The organism is Kitasatospora sp. MAP12-44 (genome assembly GCF_029892095.1).
Lineage (GTDB): Bacteria > Actinomycetota > Actinomycetes > Streptomycetales > Streptomycetaceae > Kitasatospora.
Map to the genome: position 1 here is coordinate 5676659 of NZ_JARZAE010000004.1, position 23243 is coordinate 5699901.

Sequence of the window (23243 nt, forward strand, 5' to 3'; positions counted from 1 at the left end):
TATGCCTGCTACGACCCGCCGCGAAGAATCCCGAAGTGATCACGGTCGGACCAGGTCAGTCGACGCATGGGATGCCGCCCATCTTCACCGGCGGCCCCTGCATGGGCAGGCCGGCCACCGGGTCCTGCGGGTCGAGGGAGGCCGCCGCGGCCTGCGGCGGGGAGCCGCCGCCCGGCGGGGTGTAGGAGCTGCCCAGGGTCAGTTCGACGTGCCCGGCGCGGATCGCCGCTCCGGGGGTCGCGGTGACGCCGTAGCGGGCCGCGATCTGGTCGGCCGCCTCCTTGGCGCCGGGGCCGTAGACCACCGTGGTCCGGCTCTGCCGCGGCCCCTGGCCGACCCGGCCGGCCGTGAAGCCGAGGGCGGCCAGCGCCTTGGACTCGGTGGCCGCCGCGCCGGCGACGGCGGAGGTGTTGACCACGTCGACCGTGCCGGGGGCCCTGGCGGTGGCCTCCGAGGGGCTCGGGCTGTCGGCGGGCGCGGAGGTGGCCGGTGCTGCCGGTGCGGCCGGCGCCGGGGCGGGGTCGTGCCCGGTCAGCTGCTGGACGATCCGCTTGATCTGCGCCGGGTCCACCTTGTTGACGTCCTGGCCGTTGATGGTCGCGAAGCCGGCGATCGGCAGGGTGCTGGCCTCGACGTGGCCGCCGGAGAGGTTCGGCGCCTGCTGGGCGAAGTCCAGGATGTTCCACTGGTCGTCCATCACCACGTCCTTCTTGACCACGTCGAAGAGCTGCTGCATCTTCCCGAGGTCGCCGAGCACGCCGTTGCTCTTCAGCTTGGCCACCACCGAGGCGATGAAGGCCTGTTGGCGGTGGGTCCGGTCCAGGTCGCCATTGGCGAGGTTGTGCCGCTGGCGGACGAAGGAGAGCGCCTGCGAGGCGTTCACGCTGTTGAGGCCGGCGGTGAAGTCGGCGCCGGAGCCCTGGCCTTCCATCGCCGGGTCCCTGGTGGCGTGGTTGAGGCAGACCTGGATGGGCTCGACGGCCTTGGCGATGTCGTAGAAGCCGAGCAGGTTGACCTCGGCGAAGTGGTCGATCGGGATGCCGAGGAAGGACTGGACGGTCGCCAGGGTGGCCCGTCGGCCGGCCTCCCGGGTCTGCCGCTCCAGCTCGGGCTTGGAGAGGCCCTTGCTGCCCAACTTGGCCTCGGCGATCGACTTGGCGATGCCGTAGGCCTCCTTGATCTTGTGCATCTTCCCGTCGGCGCCGACCGTCTGCACATAGTCGTCGCGCGGGATGGAGAGCGCGATGACCTGCCCGCCGTTGGCCGGGATGTGCATCACCATCAGGGTGTTGGTGTTGTAGCCGCCGACCTCGCTGCTGGATCCGGCGTGCAGCTCGTCCTGGACGAACTGGCCGGGCAGGTCGTCGCCGTTCATGTCCTTGCGGCTGTCCAGTCCGATCAGCAGCAGGTTGACGGAGTTGTCCAGGCGCGGCGGCGCGCCGTTGCGCAGGCCGTTCAGCGCGCTGGAGGTGGTCAGGCCGGTGGTCAGCGAGGTGTACGCGTACCAGGTGAAGCCGCAGGTGCCGAGGATGGCCAGCGAGGTCGCGCAGGCGACCGTCCGGCCGGCGACGATCAGCGGGGAGGTGCGGCGCCGCGGTGCGGTCGATCCGGCGCCCGGTCGGCGGCGGGGGGCGCGCCGACCGGCTCCGTTGTGTTCAGCCACGACGACCTCCGCTCTCCAGGGTGACCCGCGCCAGCACGACGGCGAGGGCGGCCGCGATGGCCCACGCCATCACCGGGAATCCGTGGATGGCCCAGCGCACGGCCTCGGTGGCCAGCGCTCCGCCGTCCTGGTACTTAGACGAGTCGGCCAGTAGTTGGGATGCGGCCGTGGTGACGAGTACCACCGGAGGAGGGGCGGGAACCACCCACCACCAGCCGGCCGGGGTGCTGAGAAACGCGGCCCCGGCGGTGCCGAGCACGGTCAGCACGGCGAGCAGCCAGCCCGGCCCCGAGCCGAGCAGCTCGTCGAAGAGCGCGCCGACCAGCGGCAGGCCCAGTGCCAGCGTCGCGGCCGCGGGGCCGGAGCGGTGGTCGGCGCCGAAGGCCTTGCGCGCTCTGGCGGCACCGGGGGAGCGGCGGCTCGGCGGACGGCTCGCGGCGCGCCGCTCGCGCGCGCGGCCGGGGGCGGCGGCCTGCGGGGCCCGTCGGCTCTCGCGCTGCCGTCCGTCGCCCGGTCTCCGGTCGGCGATCCGCTCGGCCGGTGCCCGGCGCGGTCCCGGTACGTCGGCATGCCCCTCTGCCTCGTCGGCGGGCACGCCCGCCCTTTGGCCTGCCATGTTCCTACCCTCGATAGTTGCAAAATGAAGCACATGTTCTGCTGTCGGAGAGTGGGTCTCCGGGTTCCGGAGATCCGGAAGGCTATCGGGTTCCCAGGAGTGTGCCGAACGTAACACTTGCGCAAGAGAAATACTGTTGACCTATTATTGATCAATTATTGCCATAATCGATCAACTCGACTGCGGCTGGCCAAAGTTGAGATACCGTCAAGAGCCCACCTGGGAATCCCTGGTGATCACTGGGCTCCGGGGAATGGTTTGGCGGCCCGGTAGCGTCTGGGATATGAGATTCGTTGCTCGCCGTATCCGGGCCACCGCTCCGGGCGCTGCCCTGCTGGCACTGCTCGGGGTGCTGCTCCTGCTCGCCCCCGGCGCCGCGTCCGCCGCGGGCGGCCTCGACGCCGCCTCGTCCGCGCTCAAGCAGAGCAGGGTCTACGTGGACCCGGCGATGACGGGCCAGTTCAGCCAGGCCCAGGCCGATGCGCTGACGGCCAGGATCAAGGCCGCCGACAAGCCGATCTTCGTCGCGGTGGTGCCCGCCACCGACCAGTACCCGGCCAAGACGGTGATCAAGGACCTGCGCACCAGCACCGGGATCACCGGCGTCTACGCCGTCTGGCGCGGCACCGCGTTCAAGGTCGACAGCGACGCGTCCGCGCTCTCCCGGCAGGCCTCGCTCAACCTCGGCCAGGCCGCCTTCGACGCCCACCAGGGCGACATCGGCGGCACCCTGAACAGCTTCGTCGACACCGCCGCTCCGCAGGTCAAGGGCCACGCGCCGGGTTCCTCGGGCTCGTCCGGCCTCGGCGTCGCGGCGATCGTCGTCCCGCTGGCGCTGCTGGCCCTGGCCGGCACCGGTGTCTTCCTGCTCTTCCGCCGCGCCGCCAAGCGCAAGGCCGAGCAGCAGGCCGCCGAGCTGAACCAGCTGCGCACCGTGGTCGACGAGGACATCACCGCCTTCGGTGAGGAGCTGGAGCGACTGGACTTCAGCCCCTCGGCCGCCGACGCGGACGACGTCCAGCGCGCCGACTACACGCACGCCCTGGACGCCTACGAGACCGCCAAGCGGACCATGGACGCGGCCAAGCGGCCCGCCGAGGTCACCGCCGTCACCGAGGCGCTGGAGGACGGCCGCTTCGCGCTGGCCACGCTGGCCGCCCGCCGCGCCGGCCGCCCGCTGCCGGACCGCCGCCCGCCGTGCTTCTTCGACCCGCGGCACGGGCCGTCCATCCAGGATGCCGAGTGGGCGCCGTACGGTGGCGCGGCCCGGACCGTCCCGGTCTGCGCGGCCGACGCCCAGCGGCTGGCCACCGGCCTGGACCCGGCGATCCGCACCGTCCAGACCGACCAGGGGCCGCAGCCGTACTGGAACGCGGGCCCGGCCTACGGTCCGTGGGCGGGCGGCTACTTCGGCGGCTACGGTTCGGGGCTGCTGCCCGGCCTGCTGGTCGGCACCATGCTCGGCTCGGTCTTCTCCGGCGGCGACGGCTGGGCGGACTCCGGCCGGGCCGGCTACGACGACGGCGGCGGCGGGCAGGGCTTCTTCGACGGCGGGGACTTCTCCGGCGGCGACTTCAACCCGCAGGACTTCGGCGGCTTCGACAGCGGCGGCGGCGACTTCGGGGGCGGCGGGGACTTCGGTGGCGGAGACTTCGGCGGCGGGGACTTCTGAGCCTGCCGTACCAAGGGCGGACCGGTCGCTTCGGCGGCCGGTCCGCCCTTTCCGTTTGAGAATGAAACCCGCTGTGGCAGGCTGTTCGGGGTGACCGCCAACCCCGCTCCCCGTCCGCCGGGCCGCCCCTGCTCGATTGCCTCCGCCCTGCAGGTACTGGGCGAGAAGTGGGCGCTGCTGGCCGTTCGCGAGCTCTTCTACGGCAACCACCGCTTCGACCGGATCGTGCGCAACACCGGGGCCCCGCGCGACCGGCTGACGGCCCGGCTGCGCGCGCTGGAGGAGGCCGGGGTGGTGGAGCGCAGGCGCTACCAGGACCGCCCGCCGCGCTACGAGTACCACCTCACCGAGGCCGGCCGGGACCTCGCGCCGGTCACCCAGGCGCTGCTCGCCTGGGGCGACCGCTGGGCGGTGGACGAGCCCCCGGTCACCCTGCTGCACCAGGTGGCCGGGCACCCGCCGCACCCGCTGGACGCCGCCTGGCTCTGCCGGGTCTGCGGGGAGGAGGCCGGTCGGGAGGTCGCCTTCGACATTCACTCGCCCGGCTGGGACCACGCGGGGCCGACCGAGTGACGGAGACTGCGCGTCACCTGGGCTGATAGCCGAAGTCCTGGGTCCACCACGGGCCGCCCGGGCCCTGCCGCAACCCGGTGCCCAGGGTGCTGAAGTGACAGTCCAGTAGGTTGGCGCGATGGCCCGGGCTGTCCATCCAGGCGGCCACCACGGCCTGCGGGGACGGTTGGCCGCGGGCGATGTTCTCGCCGCCCAGGTAGCTGATGGAGGCGGCCCGGGCGCGGTCCCAGGGGGTGCGGCCGTCGGGGTCGGTGTGGTCGAAGAAGCCGCGTTCGGCCATCTCGTCGCTGTACGCCTGGGCGAGCGAGTCGAGCCGCAGGTCGGCCGCCAGCGGCTCGCAGCCGGCCTGCCGCCGGTGCTGGTTGACCAGGCCGAGCACGGCCTTGGCGGCGTCGCCCGCAGTGGCCTCCTCGGCGGTGGCCGGGCCGGCGGCCGCGAGGGCGCAGAGGGCGATCGCGAGCCCGAGGGCGAGCCGTTTCGGCAGGTGGCGAGTGTGTCGGGGCATGGCGCCGGGTCCTCGATTCGTCACCGTGGGTGTCCGTCAAGGACTGTACGTGAGGGCCCCCGGGCATGGCAGGAGGTGTGCGGTATTGCCCGACTAAGGTCGTGGGATGCAAGAAAACGTCCGAGTCACCGCCTGGGTGCGGGGTAGCGTCCAGCAGGTCGGCTTCCGTTGGTGGACCAGGGCCCGCGCTCTGGAGATCGGCCTGACCGGCTACACCAGCAATCTGGGCGACGGCCGGGTGCAGGTGGTCGCCGAGGGCCCGCACATCGACTGCGAGCTGCTGCTGGCCAGGCTCCGCGGCCCTGGCACCCCGGGCCGGGTGGCGGGCGTCACCGAGATCTGGAGCGCCACCGGCGAGGGCTACGACGGCTTCGCCATCCGCTGAGCGCCACAATCACCGGATCAGGTGATGCCGGAGTCAACCTACGGTGCCCGGCGGTTGCGGTTGACGCGTACTCGTGGTTGACTCCGCATCGGGCAGTGATCCACCTCCATCTGGTGGACACCTCCGCGACCCCATGGCGTGCCAATCCCGCCATGCAGGTGACGGCGCCGTCGTAGCGCGCGGTGATCGTGTTGACCCGTACGGTCTTTGGTGAGACGCTGGAAACCCGGCACACGACCGCGATTTTCGGGCAGGGCCATGCCCTGTGGCCGTACATCCACAGTGTTTGACCTGTAGTGCCCAGCCAGCACTGCCCGTCGTCCGCAGCGCGTGCGTCACCCTTCCCCTCGACCTATACCGTACCGGTTCGGTCACTCAGCGTGGAGGACCATTCATCATGGCAAAGGCGCTTCTCGGGTACGTCGGCGGCCCCGACCCGCGAATGCTTTCCGAGATGCGGCGGCTTCAGCAGCGCGTCCAGGACCTGGAATCCGAGTTGAATCGGATGCAGGCGGAGAACGACGCACTCGTCGCTGTCGCTGACGAGCACTCTCTGCTCAGCAGCATCGATCTGGGACAGCGGGAGCCCGCGCTCACCTAACCCCGATCGACGTCGACCGGCCCCGAACCGGCCGACATCGCCGCATGTTGACGCATTCCGCATCCGCACGGGACGCGATCATCAGGGACGCCCTTACCGGCGTCCCTTCGTCGTTTCGTCGGCCATGTCACCCGTTTTCCAGAGGCTGCCCAACGCCTGCCGCCATGAAACCGTCGAGCCCGGTCAGACCGGGTCCGGTCAGTTCCTGCGGATACAGTCGATCCGTGCACCTGAAGAGCCTGACGCTGCGTGGCTTCAAGTCCTTCGCCTCGGCGACCACGCTGCGCTTCGAGCCGGGCATCACCTGCGTGGTCGGCCCGAACGGCTCCGGCAAGTCCAATGTGGTCGACGCGCTCTCCTGGGTGATGGGCGAACAGGGCGCCAAGTCACTGCGCGGCGGCAAGATGGAGGACGTCATCTTCGCCGGGACCACCGGCCGCGCGCCGCTGGGCCGGGCCGAGGTCAGTCTCACCATCGACAACAGCGACGGCGCCCTGCCGATCGACTACGCCGAGGTGACGATCACCCGCACGATGTTCCGCAACGGCGGCAGCGAGTACGCGCTGAACGGCGAGACCTGCCGCCTGCTGGACATCCAGGAGCTGCTCTCCGACTCCGGCATCGGCCGCGAGATGCATGTGATCGTCGGCCAGGGCCAGTTGGACTCGGTGCTGCACGCCGACCCGATGGGCCGGCGCGCCTTCATCGAGGAGGCGGCCGGCGTGCTCAAGCACCGCAAGCGCAAGGAGAAGGCGCTGCGCAAGCTGGACGCGATGGCCGCCAACCTCAACCGGGTGCAGGACCTGGTGGCCGAACTGCGCCGCCAACTCGGCCCGCTCGGCCGGCAGGCCAGGATCGCCCGGCGGGCCGCGGGCATCCAGGCCGACCTGCGCGACGCCCGGCTGCGGCTGCTCGCCGACGACCTGCTCACGCTGCGCCGGGCCGTCGAGGCCGAGGTGGCGGACGAACTGGCGCTGCGACTGCGCCGCTCCACCGTCGAACAGCAGCTGGCGGCCGCGCAGCAGCGCGAGGCCGTCCTGGAGGCGCAGGTCGAGCAGCTCGGACCGCAGCTGGAGAGCTCCCGGCAGGCCTGGTACCAGCTCTCCGCGCTGGGCGAACGGACCAGGGGGACGATCGGCCTGGCCGAGGCGCGGGTGCGCCACGCCGTGGCCGGCGGCGCGGTCGAGGAGCGGCCTGGGCGCGACCCGCAGGAGCTGGAGCGCGAGGCCGAGCGGATCCGCACAGAGGAGGCCGCCCTCACCGAGGCGCTGGAGCAGGCGCAGGACGCGCTCGCCGAAGCCGTCGACGCGCGCGGGGAGTTGGAGCGCGCGCTCGCCGTCGAGGAGCGCCGGCTGAAGGCGGCCGCCCGGGCCGGCGCCGACCGCCGCGAGAGCCTGGCCCGGCTGCAGGGGCAGGCCGCCGCAGCCCGCTCCAAGGCGGCCGGCGCCGAAGCCGAGATCGGCCGGCTGGCCACCGCCCGGGACGAGGCGGCCCAGCGCGCGCGGTCCGCCCGGCAGGAGTTCGAGCTGCTCCAGGAGCAGGTGGCCGCCCTGGAGACGGGTGACGAGGAGTTGGACGCGCAGCACGAGGCGGCGCGCGAGCGACTGGCAGGCGCGGAACGGCAGTTGAGCGCCGCCCGGGAGGCCGCGAGCTGCGCCGAACGGGAGCGCGCCGCGCTGACGGCCCGACATGAGGCACTCTCGCTGGGCCTGAGGCGCAAGGACGGCACCGGCGCCCTGCTGTCCGCCGCCGACCGGCCCGCCGGGCTGCTCGGCCCGGCTGCCCAGCTGCTGCGGGTCGCCCCCGGCCACCAGGTGGCGATCGCCGCGGCGCTCGGCGCGGCGGCGGACGCGGTGGTGGCGGACGGCCTGGACACCGCGGCGCAGTCGCTGCGGCTGCTCCGCAAGGAGGACGCCGGCCGCGCGGCGCTGCTGATCGCCGACCCCGAGCGTCCGCCCGCGGCGCCCGCCGCCGCGCCGCTGCTGCCCGCCGGAGCTGTCCCGGCCGCCGACCTGGTGGACGGCCCACCGGCGCTGCTCGCCACGGTGCGCGCGCTGCTCGCCCGCACCGCCGTCGTCGCCGACCTGGACGCGGCGCAGCAACTGCTCTGCGCCCACCCGGAACTGAGCGCGGTCACCGCCGACGGCGAGCTGCTGGCGGCCGGCTTCGCCCAGGGTGGCTCGGCTGCCCCGCCCAGCCTGCTGGAGACCCAGGCGGCGGTGGACGAGACCGCCCGCGCCATCGAGGAACTCACCCTCCGCTGCACCGAGTCGGCGCGGCAGCTGGAGCAGGCCAAGGCGGCCCGCGCGGAGTCGGTCGGCGAGGTCGAGCAACTGGCCGCCGCCCGCCGCCGGGCCGAGCGCGGGCGCGCCGAGGTGGCCGGTTCGCTGGGCCGGCTCGGCGGCCAGGCCCGCGCGGCGGACGGCGAGGCCGAGCGCAGCGCCGCCGCCGTCGAGCGCGCCGAGCAGGGCCTGAGCGCCGCCCGCGCCGCCGCCGAGGAGCTGGCCGCCCGGTTGGAGGCGGCCGAGGAGCTGGCCGACCACGCCGACGACGAGCCGGACAGCACCGAGCAGGACCGGCTGGCCGAGGCCTCCGGGCACGCCCGGCAGGTCGAGATGGAGTCCCGACTGGCGGTCCGTACGCACGAGGAGCGGGTCCGCGCCCTGGCCGGCCGGGCGGACGCGCTGGACCGTGCCGCCCGGACCGAGCGCGAGGCCAGGGCCCGTGCGGCGGTGCGCCGTCGGCGTGCCGAACGGGACGAGGCGGTCGCCGCGGCCGTCGTCGACGGCGCCCGGCAGCTGCTGGCCCGCCTTGAGGTCTCGCTGGCCACCGCCGACGCCGAGCGGGCGGCGGTCGAGGAGACCAGGGCCGGCCGGGAGGGCGAGCTGCGGACCGAGCGCGAGCGCGGCCGCGAACTCAAGGCCGAGCTGGACAAGTTGGTCGACGCGGGCCATCGCGACGAGGTGCTGAGAGCCGAGAAGCGGCTGCGGATCGAGCAGTTGGAGGCCAAGGCGCTGGAGGAGTTCGGCATCGAGGGCGGCGAGCTGCTCGCCGCCTACGGCCCCGACCAGCCGGTGCCGCCGTCCACGCCGGAGGAGGGCCGGGAGCCGGGCCCGGCGCTCCCGTACGACCGCGCCGAGCAGGAGAAGCGGCTGCGCGCGGCCGAGCGGGCCTACCAGCAGCTCGGCAAGGTCAACCCGCTGGCACTGGAGGAGTTCACCGCGCTGGAGGAACGCCACCAGTTCCTCGGCGAGCAGCTGGACGACCTCAAGCGCAGCCGGCGCGACCTGATGGAGATCATCCGCGATGTGGACCAGCGGGTCGAGCAGCTCTTCACCGCCGCCTACCACGACACCGCGGCCCAGTTCGAGGGCGTCTTCTCACGGCTCTTCCCCGGTGGCGAGGGGCGGCTGGTGCTGACCGACCCGGACAACATGCTCACCACCGGCGTCGAGGTGGAGGCCCGCCCACCGGGCAAGAAGGTCAAGCGGCTGTCGCTGCTCTCCGGCGGTGAGCGCTCGCTGACCGCGGTCGCGCTGCTGGTGGCCATCTTCAAGGCCCGGCCCAGCCCGTTCTATGTGATGGACGAGGTGGAGGCGGCGCTCGACGAGACCAACCTGCGCCGGCTGATCGCGATCATGGAGGAGCTGCGGGACAGCTCCCAACTCATCGTGATCACCCACCAGAAGCTCACCATGGAGTGTGCCGACGCGCTGTACGGCGTGACCATGAAGGGCGACGGCATCTCCCAGGTGATCAGCCAGCGCCTGCGCGAGGAGCACCGCGAGCGCAGGCGCCCGGCGCGGCAGCAGGCACCCGGATAGGGCCGCCTTCCCCTGCTCCGGGGCCGCGTCGCGGATACTGGTCTGGATGTGACTCCTCCCTCTCGTTGCCGAGAGGGCTTCTCACTCGGCCGACTGACGACCTCATGACGGCCAAGCCCTGACCGGCGCCGTGCGGCGCATGGCAGAGCGTAGCAGGTGAGTAGCGGAGCGTTCTTGGCGCGAGGATCACTGTTGGCCCCGGATCCAGGTCCAGGGGCGCCCAGCGAAGGAGCTTGATTTTGGAATACGTGATCCTTGCCGTAGTCATCGCCGTGGTCGCCATTGGTGCGGTCGCAGGCCTCGTCGTCAGCGGCAGACGACGTAAGGAACTTCCCCCGAAGTCGGCGGCCGCGACCCTCGCGCCGCCGACCCCGAGCGAGCCCCAGGTCGGTGACGAGGCAGCGCCGCCGCGCCAGGAGCCGATCCAGACCGTCGAGGAGGTGCAGCTCCCCGCCGAGGTGGCCCCCGAGGTGGCCGAGGCGACGGTCGAGGAGGCTGCCCAGCCTCCCGCCCTCGAAATCCCCGAGCCCACCGCCGGCCGGCTGGTCCGGCTGCGCTCGCGGCTCTCGCGCTCGCAGAACTCGCTGGGCAAGGGGCTGCTCACGCTGCTCTCCCGCGAGCGCCTCGACGAGGACACCTGGGAGGAGATCGAGGAGACCCTGCTGGTCGCCGACGTCGGCGTGAAGCCCACCCAGGAGCTGGTCGAGCGGCTGCGCACCCGGGTCAAGGTGCTCGGCACCCGCACCCCGGCCGAGCTGCGCGCCCTGCTGCACGAGGAGCTGGTGGCCCTCATCGGCGCCGACGCCGACCGCTCGCTGAAGACCGCCAAGCACGAGGACGGCCGCCCGGCCGTGCTGCTGGTGGTCGGCGTCAACGGCGTCGGCAAGACCACCACCTCGGGCAAGCTCGGCCGGGTCCTGGTGGCCGACGGCCGCTCGGTGGTGCTCGGCGCGGCCGACACCTTCCGGGCCGCCGCCGCCGACCAGCTGCAGACCTGGGGCGAGCGGGTCGGTGCGCGCACCGTGCGTGGGCCCGAGGGCGGCGACCCGGCCTCGGTCGCGTTCGACGCGGTCAAGGAGGGCATCGCGGAGGGCGCCGACACCGTCCTGATCGACACCGCGGGCCGGCTGCACACCAAGACCGGCCTGATGGACGAGCTGGGCAAGGTCAAGCGGGTCGTCGAGAAGCACGGCCCGGTGGACGAGGTGCTGCTGGTGCTGGACGCCACCACCGGTCAGAACGGCCTGGTGCAGGCCCGGGTGTTCGCCGAGGTGGTGGACATCACCGGCATCGTGCTGACCAAGCTGGACGGCACGGCCAAGGGCGGCATCGTGGTCGCGGTCCAGCGCGAGCTGGGTGTCCCGGTCAAGCTGATCGGGCTCGGCGAGGGCGCCGACGACCTGGCGCCGTTCGAGCCGGCGGCGTTCGTGGACGCGCTGATCGGGGACTGATTCCGACCGGTCTCATTCCGACCTGCCGAAAGGGCCGCCTCCCACCCGGGAGGCGGCCCTTCGTACGCTCCGGACAGCCCTAAGCGGGCTCGGCCGCCACCCGCTCGCGCCCGCGGTGGCAGGCGTAGGCAAGGGTGCCGAGCAGCAGCCGGGCCTCGGGTGGCCGGGTGGCGCTCTCCCGGCACGGCCGGCGCAGCCAGCGGACCGGGCCGAGGGTGCCGAGCACGGTGGGCGGCGCGGCCACGTAGCTGCCCTCGCCGTGGCAGACCAGGTCGAGCGCGGCGTCGTCCCAGCCCATCCGGTAGAGCAGGTCGGGCAGCAGCGGGGCGGTGCCGCGGGTGACGAAGAAGAGCAGCCGGCCGGTCGGTACGGCCAGCACCGGCCCGACCTGGGTGCCCATCCGCTCCAGCCGGACCAGCGCCCGCAGGCCCGCCGGCTCCGGGACGTCCAGGACGTCGAAGGCGCGGCCGGCCGGGAGCAGCACGGTGGCCTCGGCGCCGGCGCCCCACAGCGCCCGCACCTCGTGTGCGGCGGCGCCGGGGGGCAGTTCGCGGGGTGTCGCACCGCGGCCCTGGTGGAGTCCGGGCGCCGCGCAGTGCGGGCGGGCGCAGGTGCAGCGGGTGGTGCCGGCGCCGCGGGGGGCGGTGCCCAGGGCCACCGTCCAGCCCCAGTGCCCGGCATACTCCGCTGCCGCCTGGCACGCGGTGGCGCGGGTACGGCGGCGTGAGCCGAACCGCAGATCGCCGAACAGGTTGTCCATGCCTCCCCCAACAGGTTTCGATTGCCGGCGGTTACGGGACTGTGACGTTCCGTCAATACTCGCGCCCGGAGTGCGAAGTCCGCAGGCGGCGCGCGGTGGATGGAACGCGCCGTCAGTGTTTTGTCGGCCGAATCCGCCCGAGCTGGACCCATCGCTGGTCCGGACCCTTTCCAGTGAAGCGTGGAGGCGCGCCGAGCGGTTCACTCGCGGGGGTGGCGAATGGTGGCGTTTCCCCGTGAACCATCCCCCGGACAGCGGAAAGAGCGTTACGTTCGGCAAGCGGACCACGGCGGTGGGTGCGCGGCGGAACGAGGAGGGCCCCCGGCAGCGGGGGTCGGCCGGGACGGGGTGGACCCAGATGGCAGAGAAGCAGCCCAACGAGAAGTTGACGGCATGGTTCGCCCGCAGCGGCTGGTCCAAGGGTGAACTGGCCAGACAGGTCAACCGCAAGGCCCGCCAGATCGGCGCGCACCACGTCAGCACCGACACCTCGCGGGTGCGCCGCTGGCTGGACGGCGAGCAGCCGCGCGAGCCGATCCCGAAGATCATGTCCGATCTCTTCTCCGAGCGCTTCGGTTCGGTGGTGGCGGTCGAGGACCTGGGCCTGCGTACCGCCGTCCCGGTCTCCACGGTGGCCGGCAGCGGGGTCGACCTGCCGTGGAGCGGGCCGCAGACCGTCCAGCTGATCAGCGAGTACTCGCGCAGCGACCTGATGCTCAACCGGCGCGGGTTTCTTGGCACTTCGCTCGCGCTGACGGCCGGCGCCGCGCTGATCGAGCCGATGCAGCGCTGGCTCACCCCGGGCCCGGGCGGCAGCCCCACCCCGATCCTGGCCGCCGCCAACGGCGGGGAGCCGTACACCGGCCGGCTCTCCGAGCCGGAGCTCCAACTCCTCGAGCAGACCACGGTGATGTTCCGCCAGTGGGACGCGCAGAACGGCGGAGGGCTGCGCCGCAAGGCGGTGGTCGGCCAACTCCACGAGATCACCGACCTGTTGCAGGAGACCTACCCGCCGCACATCACCCAGCGGCTGTTCCGGCTCACCGCCGAACTCGCCCATCTCGCGGGCTGGATGTCCTACGACGTCGGCATGCACCCCAGCGCGCAGAAGTACTACGTGCTGGCCCTGCACGCGGCCAAGGAGGCCGGTGACCGCCCGTTCGGCGCGCTCATCCTGACCGACATGAGCCGCCAGATGATCCACCTCAACCGCGGCGAAGACGCGTTGGAGCTCATCCACCTGGCCCAGTACGGCAGTCGGGACACCGCCACGCCCCGCCAGCAGGCGCTGCTCTACGCGATGGAGGCGCGCGCGTACTCCAACACCGGCGAGGTCAACCGCTGCGCCCGGGCCGTCCGGCTGGCCGAGGACACCTTCACCGACTGCGGACCGGTCGAGAACGACCCGGACTGGCTGCGGTTCTTCTCCAAGGCCGAGCTCTACGCGGAGAACGCGCACTCCTTCCGCGACCTCGCCTACCACCACACCCTCAGCCCGCGGTACGCCTCGATGGCCGCGCCGGTGATGGCCACCGCCGTCGACCTGTTCCGCGACGACATGGAGAACCACACCCGCTCCTACGCCTTCAACCTGGTCGGGATGGCGAGCGTCCACCTGCTGCAGGGGGAGCCCGAGCAGGCCGCGGTGATAGCGGAGGAGGCGGTGGAGATCGCCGGCAAGGTGCGCTCCGAGCGGCTGAACACCCGGGTCCGCAAGACCTCGGCGGCGGCCACCACCGGCTACCGCGACGTCCCGGCGGTCAACCGGTTGGCGGAGCTGGTGGTGGAGCAGATCCCCGAGTTCGAGGTGGTCTGAACGCGCCCCTCCGGTTGGCGGAGCGGCACGGTACCTCACCGGCTGTCATGGCACGGCTGAAGTTCACGTACTCGTAACGTGTTCTTGGTCGGCGTCACGGCCGCGAAACACCGAGCCGCACTGGCCGAAACCCGCCTTCGACACTCTCCTCTTCATCGCCGACACCCCGGGTGGCACGGGACAGGGATCCCGGGTGTGGAGCGGCTTTCATCCACGAGGAGACGCCGATGCCGGACGGCTTCAGCGCAGGCGATACCGCCTTTGTGCTCATCAGTGCGGCCCTGGTCATGTTGATGACCCCGGGCCTGGCCTTCTTCTACGGCGGCATGGTCAGGGTCAAGAGCGTCCTCAACATGCTGGTCATGAGCTTTATCGCGCTCGGCATCGTGACGGTGCTCTGGGTGCTCTACGGCTACAGCCTCAGCTTCGGCACCGACGCCTTCCACGGCCTGATCGGCAACCTCGACCACGTCGGGATGCGCGGGATCGGGATGAACGACCTGGTCGGCTCCATCCCGGTGACCGCCTTCTCCGCCTTCCAGCTGATGTTCGCGGTGATCACCCCGGCGCTGATCAGCGGTGCCATCGCGGACCGCGCCCGCTTCGCCGCCTGGGGCCTGTTCGTGGCGCTCTGGGTGACCATCGTCTACTTCCCGGTCGCGCACTGGGTGTTCTTCTTCGACAACGGCCACGGCGGCTGGCTCGGCGACCGCAACGGCGTGATCGACTTCGCCGGCGGCACGGCCGTGCACATCAACGCCGGCATGGCGGGCCTCGCGCTCTGCCTGGTGCTCGGCAAGCGGGTCGGCTTCAAGAAGGACCCGATGCGCCCGCACAGCCTCCCGCTGGTGATGCTCGGCTCCGGGCTGCTCTGGTTCGGCTGGTTCGGCTTCAACGCCGGCTCGGCGCTGGCCGCCAACGGCCTGGCCGGGATGGCCTTCATGAACACCCAGATCGCCACCGGCGCCGCGATGCTCGGCTGGCTGGCCTTCGAGCGGATCAAGCACGGCGCCTTCACCTCGCTGGGCGCCGCCTCCGGCGCGGTGGCCGGCCTGGTCGCCATCACCCCCGCCTGCGGCTCGGTCAGCATGCTGGGCGCGCTCGCCATCGGCCTGATCGCCGGCGCGATCTGCGCCGCGGCGATCAGCCTCAAGTACCGCCTCGGCTTCGACGACTCGCTCGACGTGGTGGGCGTGCACGCGATCGGCGGCGCGATCGGCTCGCTGCTGATCGGCTTCTTCGCCACCGGCCACGTCGGCCAGACCGCCCGGGGTCTCTTCTACGGCGGCGGGCTCGGCCAGCTCGGCAAGCAGGCGATGGGCGTGGCCGTGGTCGCGGTCTACTCCTTCGTGATCTCCTGGTTGCTCGGCCAGGCGATCCACAAGACCATCGGGTTCCGGGTCGCCGAGGACGTCGAGGTGGCCGGCATCGACCAGGTCGAACACGCCGAGTCGGCGTACGACTTCAGCACGGTCGGTGCCAGCCTGAGCCGCGCCCTGTCGAGCCACTCCACCGCCACCATCGCACCCAAGACCGAGGTCGACGCCTGATGAAGCTCATCACCGCCGTGATCAAGCCCCACCGACTGGACGCGGTGAAGGAGGCCCTGCAGGCCTTCGGGGTGGACGGACTGACCGTCACCGAGGCCAGCGGCTACGGCCGCCAGCGCGGGCACACCGAGGTCTACCGGGGCGCCGAGTACACCGTCGACCTGGTCCCCAAGGCCCGGATAGAGGTCCTGGTCGAGGACGCCGACGCCGAGCAGCTGATCGAGGTCCTGGTGAAGGCCGCCCGGACCGGCAAGATCGGCGACGGCAAGGTCTGGAGCGTCCCGGTCGACACCGCCGTCCGAGTCCGGACCGGCGAGCGCGGCCCCGACGCCCTGTAGTCCCACCCTGTGCGGGCCTGCGGCTTCCCTGTGGAGCGGCAGGCCCGCCGACGGCATTCTCCGGCGGCCGGCCGTGCCGCCCGTACGACGGACGGAGAGCCCGCAGTGACCCCCACCGACACCCCGGAACCCGTGGACCACGCCGCGGCCCGCGCCGAACTGCTCGCCCGGCCCGGCCTGGTCGGCGCCGCCCGCCGAGCCGCGCTGGCGGAGCTGACGGACCAGTGGCTCGGCTCGCTGCTGGCCGCGGCCGACCCGCCGCCGGGCGTCGCCCTGGTCGCCGTCGGCGGGTACGGGCGCGGCGAGCTCTCCCCACGCAGCGACCTCGACCTCCTGCTGCTGCACGACGGCGCCGAGGTCGGCGCGCTCGCCGAGCGGCTCTGGTACCCGGTCTGGGACAGCGGCGTGGCGCTCGACCACGCGGTCCGCAGCCTCGCCGAGGCCCGCGCGGTGGCCGCCGCCGACCTCAAGACCCAGCTCGGCCTGCTGAACGTCCGGCATGTCGCCGGGGACGCCGAACTCACCGCCTCGCTGCGCTCCGCGATACTGGCCGACTGGCGCTCCGGCGCCGCCCGCAGGCTGCCCGAGCTGCGTGAGCTGGGGCGCGGCCGGACCGAGCGGCACGGCGAACTGGCGTTCCTGCTCGAGCCCGACCTCAAGGAGGCCCGCGGCGGCCTGCGGGACGCGGTGGCGCTGGACGCGATCGCCGCCTCCTGGCTGGCCGACGCACCGCGCGATGGCCTGGCCGCCGCCGTCGAGCGGCTCAGCGACGTGCGCGACGCGCTGCACCTGGCCACTGGTCGGGCCACCGAGCGGCTCTCGCTGCAGGACCAGGACCAGGTGGCCGCCGCGCTCGGGGTGCTGGACGCGGACACCCTGCTGCGCCAGATCTACGAGGCCGCGCGGACCATCTCCTATGCGGGCGACGTGACCTGGCGGTCCGTCGAACGGGTGCTGGCGGCGCGCTCGGCCAAGGGCCGGCGACCGTTCGCCTTCGCGTTCGGCGGCTCCGGGCGGGCGGCCGGCGCGGCGGCCCGCGGCGCCGTCCCGCGCCGGCCGCTGGCCGACGGCGTGGTCGAGCAGGACGGCGAGGCGGTGCTCGCGCAGAGCGCGCGGCCGCAAGCCGACCCGGTGCTCGTGCTGCGGGTGGCCGCGGCGGCCGCGCAGGAGGGCCTGGTCATCGGCCATGCCACGGTCCGCCGGCTGGCCGCCGAGAGCAGGCCGCTGCCGGTGCCCTGGCCGGACGAGGCACGCGAGCAGCTGATCACCCTGCTGGGGGCGGGCGAGTCCGGGCTGCCGGTCTGGGAGGCGCTGGAGGCCGAGGGGCTGATCACCCGACTGCTGCCGGACTGGGAGCGGGTGCGCTGCCGGCCGCAGCGCAACGCCGTGCACACCTGGACGGTGGACCGGCACCTGGTGGAGACGGCGGCCCGGGCGGCCGCGATGACCCGCCGGGTGGCCCGCCCGGACCTGCTGCTGGTCGCCGCCCTGCTGCACGACCTGGGCAAGGGCTGGCCCGGTGACCACAGCGAGGCGGGCGAGGTGATCGTGCGCGATGTGGCCGCCCGGATGGGCTTCGACCAGGACGACACCGAGAGCCTGGCGCTGCTGGTCCGCCACCACCTGACGCTGGTGGAGACGGCCACCCGGCGCGATCCGGACGATCCGGCGACCGTCGACCTGATCGCCAAGACGGTCGGGACGGTCCAGCACCTGGAGCTGCTGCACGCCCTCACCGAGGCCGACGCCACCGCGACCGGCCCGGCCGCCTGGAGCAGTTGGCGGGCCTCGCTGGTCGCCGGCCTGGTCCAGCGGGTGGCCGCGGTGCTGGCCGGCGACCCGGTGCTGCCGTCCGTCACCGCCCCGAGCGTCGACGACGAGCGGCTCGCCATCGAGGCGGCCAGGACCGCGGGCCCGGCGCTGTCGCTGCGCGCCTCGCACGACTTTCCCGCGCTGCCCGCCGAGCCGATGGGCGTGCACCTGGACCTCGCCATCCCGGACCGCCCCGGGCTGCTCGGCACGATGGCGGGGGTGCTCGCCCTGCACCGGCTGACCGTGCGCTCGCTGCACCTGCGCGAGCTCGACCCGATCGGCGCCGGTCCTGTGCTGCTGCTGTCCTGGACGGTCGCCGCCGAGTACGGCGAGCTCCCCGAGGCCGCCCGGCTGCGGACCGACCTGCGCCGCGCGCTGGACGGCTCGCTGGACGTGACCCGCCGGCTCGCCGAGCGCGACGCCGCCGCCCCGCGCCGGCGCGGCATCTCCACCCCGCCCCCGGTGGTCGCGGTCGCCCCGGGCGGCGCCTCGGCCTCGGCGACCGTCCTGGAGGTCCGCGCCCACGACGCCCCCGGCCTGCTGCACCGGATCGGCCGCGCGCTGGACGAGGCCGGCGTCCGGGTCCGTACCGCGCACGTCTCCACCCTGGGCGCGGACGCCGTCGACGCCTTCTACCTGACCGACCCGGGCGGCCGCCCGCTGGCCGCCGAGCACGCCCGCGAAGTGGCCGCGACGGTGCAGCGGGCACTGGCCTGAGCACTGGGCCGACCGGAGTGGAGACCGTACCTGGGGCGGCCGGATACCCTGGGGGCGACGACCGTACTCATACCGATGCCGCAAGGGACCCGCGACCGACGTGTTCGACACTCTTTCCGACCGCCTCGCAGCGACGTTCAAGAACCTCCGGGGCAAGGGCCGCCTCAGTGAGGCGGACATCGACGCCACCGCCCGCGAGATCCGGATCGCCCTGCTGGAGGCCGATGTCGCGCTCCCCGTGGTGCGGGCCTTCATCAAGCAGGTCAAGGACCGCGCGATGGGCTCCGAGGTCTCGGGCGCGCTGAACCCCGCCCAGCAGATCATCAAGATCGTCAACGAGGAGCTCATCAACATCCTCGGTGGCGAGACCCGCCGACTGCGCTATGCCAAGACCGGCCCGACCGTCATCATGCTGGCGGGTCTGCAGGGTGCCGGCAAGACCACCCTGGCGGGCAAGCTCGGCCACTGGCTGAAGAGCCAGAAGCACACCCCGCTGCTGGTCGCCTGCGACCTCCAGCGCCCCAACGCGGTGACCCAGCTGAACGTGGTGGCCGACCGGGCCGGCGTGGCGTTCTTCGGCCCGGAGCCGGGCAACGGCGTCGGCGACCCGGTCAAGGTCGCCCGCGAGGCGATCGAGTACGCCAAGCAGAAGCAGTACGACGTCGTCATCGTCGACACCGCGGGCCGCCTGGGCATCGACGCCGAGCTGATGCAGCAGGCCGCCGACATCCGGGCCGCGGTCGAGCCGGACGAGGTGCTGTTCGTCGTCGACGCGATGATCGGCCAGGACGCGGTCACCACCGCGCAGGCCTTCCTCGACGGCGTCGACTTCACCGGTGTGGTGCTCTCCAAGCTGGACGGCGACGCCCGCGGCGGCGCGGCCCTGTCGGTGGCGCACGTCACGGGCCGTCAGATCATGTTCGCCTCCAACGGCGAGAAGGTCGACGACTTCGACGCCTTCCACCCGGACCGGATGGCCTCGCGCATCCTGGGCATGGGCGACATGCTCTCGCTGATCGAGAAGGCCGAGCAGACCTTCTCGCAGGCCGAGGCCGAGAAGATGGCCTCCAAGCTGCAGGGCGGCGGCAAGGACTTCACGCTCGACGACTTCCTGTCGCAGCTGGAGCAGGTCCAGAAGATGGGCTCGATCTCCAAGCTGCTCGGGATGCTGCCGGGCATGGGCCAGATCCGCGACCAGATCAACAACATCGACGACAAGGACGTCAACCGGGTCGGCGCGATCATCAAGTCGATGACCCCGGCTGAGCGGACCGACCCGAAGATCATCAACGGCTCGCGCCGGCTGCGGATCGCCAAGGGCTCGGGCGTCGGTGTCGGCGAGGTCAACAACCTGGTCGAGCGGTTCTTCGACGCCCGCAAGATGATGTCCGCGATGGCTTCCGGCAAGGGGATCCCGGGCATGCCGGGGATGCCGGGCATGGCCGGCGGCAAGAAGGCGGGCAAGAAGGCGCAGCCCGCCAAGGGCCGCAAGAAGTCCGGCAACCCGCTGAAGCGGGCGCAGGAGGAGCAGGCCGCCGCCGAGCGGCGCGCACTGGGCCCGGCCGGCGCGCAGGCCCCCGACGGCGGGGCGTTCGGCCTCGGCGCCGGCAAGGGCCCCGCCGACTTCGAGCTGCCCAAGGAGTTCAAGGACCTGCTCTGATCCTGTTCACCCCGACGGCCCGTCATCCCCCGCGATGGCGGGCCGTCGGCATGCCCGATGATGTCCGGATGATGCGAGTGACGATCCGAGCCCCGCGGTCCTCCGACATCGGCCCGTACGCCGAGGCCGTACGACGCTCCGCGGAGCACATCGGCCGGTGGAACCCGGTGGAGCCGGACGGACTGGTCGAGCTGCTGCAGCATCAGGGGCCCGCACTGCGCAGCTTCCTGGTGATCGACCGGGCGAGCGGGGGACTGGCCGGCAAGTGCAACGTGGCCAACATCGTGATGGGCCGCTTCTGCAACGGCGCGCTCGGCTACGACAGTTACGTGCCGTTCAACGGGACGGGCCGGATGACCGAGGGCATGCGTCTTGTGGTGGACCGCTGCTTCGCCGACCAGACGGCCGGCGGGCTCGGGCTGCACCGCCTGGAGATCAACGTGCAGCCGGACAACGAGCGCTCGATCGCGCTGGCCCGCCGGCTGGGCTTCCGCCACGAGGGCTTCACCCCGCGGATGCTCTACCTGGCCGGTGCCTGGCGCGACCACGAGCGCTTCGCGCTCACCAGCGAGGAGTGGACCCCGCTGGACACGCCCTAGGGCCTAGCGCGGCTTCTCCGCCACCACGTAGCGGAAGACGTTGGCCATCCGCACCGAGCCGTCCGTGCGGCCGAACGGGTGGAGCGCCTCGACCAGTTCCTTGGTCACCAGCGGCTCACCGGAGTACTCCACCGCCGCGTCGAACAGGCCGGTGGAGAGCAGGCCGCGCACCGCGCTGTCCAGGTCCGGGTAGGCGAACGGGCAGCTCACCCGGCCGCTGCCGGCCGGCCGCAGCCCGGCCGCGGCCAGCAGCGCCTCCAGCGCGCCCGGGGCGCTGAGCGCGAACGGGTCCCGGTGCGGCAGCGGCGCGCTGCGGCGGTGCGCCACGTCCAGCACGGCCGCGCTCTCGCAGCGCTCGGCGGGGCCCCAGCCGGCCAGCACCACGTGCCCGCCGGGCAGCGTCAGCCCGGCCGCGACCTCGACCAGCCGCTGCGGGTCCGCGGACCGGTGCAACTGCTCGAAGACGGTGACCAGCGAGTGGGCCGTCCGGGGCAGATCCGGATCGCTGAGCTCGCGGGCGGCGTCCGCCAGCACCCGTAGTCGGCGACCGCGGGCCAGCTCGCGCAGCTCGGCGGCCGGCTCCAGGCCGGTCACCTGGGCGCCGTGGGCGGCGGCCAGCAGCAGCGCCAGCCCGGAGCGGCAGCCGAGACCCAGCACGCTGCTGGCCGGCCCGACCTCCAACCGCTGGTAGACCGCCTCGTAGAGCGGCACGAGCATGCGCTCCTGGATCTCGGCCCAGTCACGCGCCCGCGTGCCCCTGCCGGCCTGCTCCGACCTTGTCGCCGTGCCTTGCGCTGAAGCCATGCTGCGGCCTCCCATCCGGTCCGTGGACGTGCTGCGAATGCTCCCCCCAACTGTCCCGCCCCGCATCCAGCGAACAGCGGCCCGGGCGCGGCGTCCAGAGGGGTGCACGGAGGTATCCGGATACGCCAGTCGTGCGCCCCTCGCGCTCTCCTCGAGCGCTGCCGATTCACGGTCGGTCGGCCGCGCACCGTACCCTTCGCACCATGGCAAAGGCTCCCGTGCTCACCCCCCAGGCCGAAGACTTCCCGCGCTGGTACCAGGACCTGATCAACAAGGCCGAACTGGCCGACAACGGTCCGGTTCGCGGCACCATGGTCATCCGACCGTACGCGTACGCGCTCTGGGAGCGGATGCAGCAGGATCTGGACGCGCGGATCAAGAAGGCCGGCGCGCAGAACGCCTACTTCCCGATGTTCATCCCGCAGTCCTACCTGACCAAGGAGGCGGAGCACGTCGAGGGCTTCGCCCCCGAGCTCGCGGTGGTCACCCACGGCGGCGGCAAGGAGCTCGAGGAGCCGATCGTCGTCCGCCCCACCTCCGAGACGATCATCAACGAGTACTTCTCCAAGTGGGTGCAGAGCCACCGCGACCTGCCGCTGCTGATCAACCAGTGGGCCAACGTGGTCCGCTGGGAGCTGCGCCCGCGGACCTTCCTGCGCACCACCGAGTTCCTCTGGCAGGAGGGCCACACCGCGCACGCCAGCTACGAGGAGGCGCGCGCCTACGCCTCGCGGATCCACACCGACGTCTACGCCGACTTCATGATCAACGTACTGGGCATCGACGTGGTGCTCGGCCGCAAGACGGCCAAGGAGCGCTTCGCCGGGGCCATCAACACCCTCACCCTCGAGGGCATGATGGGCGACGGCAAGGCCCTGCAGCTGGGCACCGCCCACGAGCTGGGCCAGAACTTCGCCAAGGCCTTCAACACCACGTACCAGCTGCAGGGCGCCGAGCGTGAGTACGTCTGGCAGACCTCCTGGGGTGTCACCACCCGGATGGTCGGCGGCCTGATCATGTCGCACGGCGACGACAACGGACTGCGGGTCCCGCCGCGGCTGGCAGCCGTGCAGGCCGTCGTGCTGGCCATCAAGGGCGACGAGGCGGTGCTGGCCAAGGTGCGCGAGATCGGCGCCCAGCTGGAGGCCGTCGGCATCCGGGTGGTGGTCGACGACCGCACCGACACCCCGTTCGGGCGGCGCGCGGTGGACTGGGAGCTCAAGGGCGTCCCGCTGCGGATCGAGGTCGGCCCGCGCGACCTGGAGGCCGGCACCGCGATGCTGGCCCGGCGGATCCCCGGCGGCAAGGAGCCGGTGGCGGTGGACGGCCTGGCCGCCCTGCTGCCCGGCATCCTGGAGGAGGACCAGGCGCTGCTGCTGCGGCAGTCCCGCGAGCGCCGCGAGGCCCGTACGGTGGACGTCGCCGACATTTCGGAGGCCGTCGAGGCCGCCGCCAACGGCTGGGGCCGGATCTCCTGGGACGCGCTCGGTCCGCACGGCGAGGCCAAGCTTGCCGAACAGGGTGTTTCGGTGCGCTGCATCATTGCCGCCGATGGTTCGGTTCCGCTCGCGGATGACCAGCCGGGAAATATCGCGATCGTTGCCCGCGCATACTGAGTAACCACTGGGTGACGCTGTCTCGTCTACTGACCAGTCAACTCCCGGTCGGCGTGAACTAGCGGTACGGTAAACGGCCCGTGGCCCTGTCAAGTTGACCGGGTCCCGGGCCGTACGCCTTGGAGCGGTCAATTCGCCGTGCCCCGGGAACGGCGGTCCCCGGCGAGGATCGACGGGTTCAGACGACATTGAGGGGGTTGGCCTTGCGTCAGATTCCACGCGTTCAAGAACGGCACTGTCACAAAGAACTGAGCGCTCGCTGGGAATTCCCAGTAAGTGCC

18 protein-coding genes are annotated in these 23243 nt (G+C 72.6%); 13 read left to right on the plus strand and 5 right to left on the minus strand.

What is annotated here, in order from left to right:
- Nucleotides 1–55: 55 nt before the first annotated feature.
- Both P3T34_RS26230 and P3T34_RS26235 read right to left on the minus strand, forming a co-directional pair.
- Nucleotides 56–1663 carry an LCP family protein gene (locus tag P3T34_RS26230; protein WP_280668496.1) on the minus strand — a complete coding sequence of 536 codons (1608 nt, stop codon included), beginning with the start codon at nt 1661–1663 and terminating at the stop codon, nt 56–58.
- Nucleotides 1656–2279 (minus strand): DUF6542 domain-containing protein, encoded by a 624-nt coding sequence (locus tag P3T34_RS26235; protein WP_280668497.1) that lies wholly within the window; start codon nt 2277–2279, stop codon nt 1656–1658. Before P3T34_RS26235 ends, P3T34_RS26230 begins: the two co-directional genes overlap by 8 nt.
- 283 nt (nt 2280–2562) lie before the next feature.
- Here P3T34_RS26235 and P3T34_RS26240 point away from each other — a divergent pair, with 283 nt between their 5' ends.
- Together P3T34_RS26240 and P3T34_RS26245 are read left to right on the plus strand one after the other, a co-directional pair.
- A complete protein-coding gene (locus P3T34_RS26240; protein ID WP_280668498.1) occupies nt 2563–3951 on the plus strand; it encodes a hypothetical protein in 1389 nt (462 codons plus the stop codon).
- 90 nt (nt 3952–4041) lie between these two features.
- Nucleotides 4042–4524 (plus strand): helix-turn-helix domain-containing protein, encoded by a 483-nt coding sequence (locus P3T34_RS26245; protein ID WP_280668499.1) that lies wholly within the window; start codon nt 4042–4044, stop codon nt 4522–4524.
- 13 nt (nt 4525–4537) lie between these two features.
- Here P3T34_RS26245 and P3T34_RS26250 read toward each other — a convergent pair whose 3' ends face one another.
- Nucleotides 4538–5029, minus strand: coding sequence for a CAP domain-containing protein (locus P3T34_RS26250; protein ID WP_348534687.1), 492 nt, complete (start codon nt 5027–5029; stop codon nt 4538–4540).
- Between the two features lie 106 nt (nt 5030–5135).
- On the opposite strand from P3T34_RS26250, the gene P3T34_RS26255 reads away from it, so the two are divergent.
- From P3T34_RS26255 to ftsY, 4 genes are all read left to right on the plus strand, one after another.
- Nucleotides 5136–5414: an acylphosphatase gene (locus tag P3T34_RS26255; RefSeq protein ID WP_280668500.1), complete on the plus strand. Its 279-nt coding sequence runs from the start codon at nt 5136–5138 to the stop codon at nt 5412–5414.
- 397 nt (nt 5415–5811) lie between these two features.
- Nucleotides 5812–6015 (plus strand): hypothetical protein, encoded by a 204-nt coding sequence (locus tag P3T34_RS26260; RefSeq protein ID WP_280668501.1) that lies wholly within the window; start codon nt 5812–5814, stop codon nt 6013–6015.
- Between the two features lie 224 nt (nt 6016–6239).
- Entirely contained in the window at nt 6240–9839 is a 3600-nt protein-coding gene (smc, locus tag P3T34_RS26265) for a chromosome segregation protein SMC (RefSeq protein ID WP_280668502.1), read from the plus strand.
- A 239-nt stretch (nt 9840–10078) separates the two neighbouring features.
- Entirely contained in the window at nt 10079–11290 is a 1212-nt protein-coding gene (ftsY, locus tag P3T34_RS26270) for a signal recognition particle-docking protein FtsY (protein WP_280668503.1), read from the plus strand.
- A 79-nt stretch (nt 11291–11369) separates the two neighbouring features.
- On the opposite strand, the gene P3T34_RS26275 is transcribed toward ftsY, so the two are convergent.
- Nucleotides 11370–12050, minus strand: coding sequence for a bifunctional DNA primase/polymerase (locus P3T34_RS26275; RefSeq protein ID WP_280668504.1), 681 nt, complete (start codon nt 12048–12050; stop codon nt 11370–11372).
- A gap of 358 nt (nt 12051–12408) precedes the next feature.
- On the opposite strand from P3T34_RS26275, the gene P3T34_RS26280 reads away from it, so the two are divergent.
- The 6 genes from P3T34_RS26280 (at nt 12409) to P3T34_RS26305 (ending at nt 20542) form a co-directional block, all read left to right on the plus strand.
- A complete protein-coding gene (locus P3T34_RS26280) occupies nt 12409–13866 on the plus strand; it encodes a hypothetical protein (protein WP_280668505.1) in 1458 nt (485 codons plus the stop codon).
- A gap of 227 nt (nt 13867–14093) precedes the next feature.
- Nucleotides 14094–15416, plus strand: coding sequence for an ammonium transporter (locus tag P3T34_RS26285; RefSeq protein WP_280668506.1), 1323 nt, complete (start codon nt 14094–14096; stop codon nt 15414–15416).
- Nucleotides 15416–15754 carry a P-II family nitrogen regulator gene (locus P3T34_RS26290; protein ID WP_280668507.1) on the plus strand — a complete coding sequence of 113 codons (339 nt, stop codon included), beginning with the start codon at nt 15416–15418 and terminating at the stop codon, nt 15752–15754. The genes P3T34_RS26285 and P3T34_RS26290 overlap by 1 nt, the downstream gene beginning before the upstream one ends.
- 132 nt (nt 15755–15886) lie before the next feature.
- Nucleotides 15887–18283, plus strand: a complete 2397-nt coding sequence (locus tag P3T34_RS26295; RefSeq protein WP_280672398.1) for a [protein-PII] uridylyltransferase — start codon at nt 15887–15889, stop codon at nt 18281–18283.
- A gap of 100 nt (nt 18284–18383) precedes the next feature.
- Nucleotides 18384–19943: a signal recognition particle protein gene (ffh, locus tag P3T34_RS26300; RefSeq protein ID WP_280668508.1), complete on the plus strand. Its 1560-nt coding sequence runs from the start codon at nt 18384–18386 to the stop codon at nt 19941–19943.
- Between the two features lie 71 nt (nt 19944–20014).
- Nucleotides 20015–20542, plus strand: coding sequence for a GNAT family protein (locus P3T34_RS26305; protein ID WP_280672400.1), 528 nt, complete (start codon nt 20015–20017; stop codon nt 20540–20542).
- A 3-nt stretch (nt 20543–20545) separates the two neighbouring features.
- Here P3T34_RS26305 and P3T34_RS26310 read toward each other — a convergent pair whose 3' ends face one another.
- Nucleotides 20546–21346 (minus strand): methyltransferase domain-containing protein, encoded by an 801-nt coding sequence (locus P3T34_RS26310; protein WP_280668509.1) that lies wholly within the window; start codon nt 21344–21346, stop codon nt 20546–20548.
- A 203-nt stretch (nt 21347–21549) separates the two neighbouring features.
- Here P3T34_RS26310 and proS point away from each other — a divergent pair, with 203 nt between their 5' ends.
- Nucleotides 21550–22962: a proline--tRNA ligase gene (proS, locus tag P3T34_RS26315; protein ID WP_280668510.1), complete on the plus strand. Its 1413-nt coding sequence runs from the start codon at nt 21550–21552 to the stop codon at nt 22960–22962.
- Nucleotides 22963–23243: the final 281 nt, after the last annotated feature.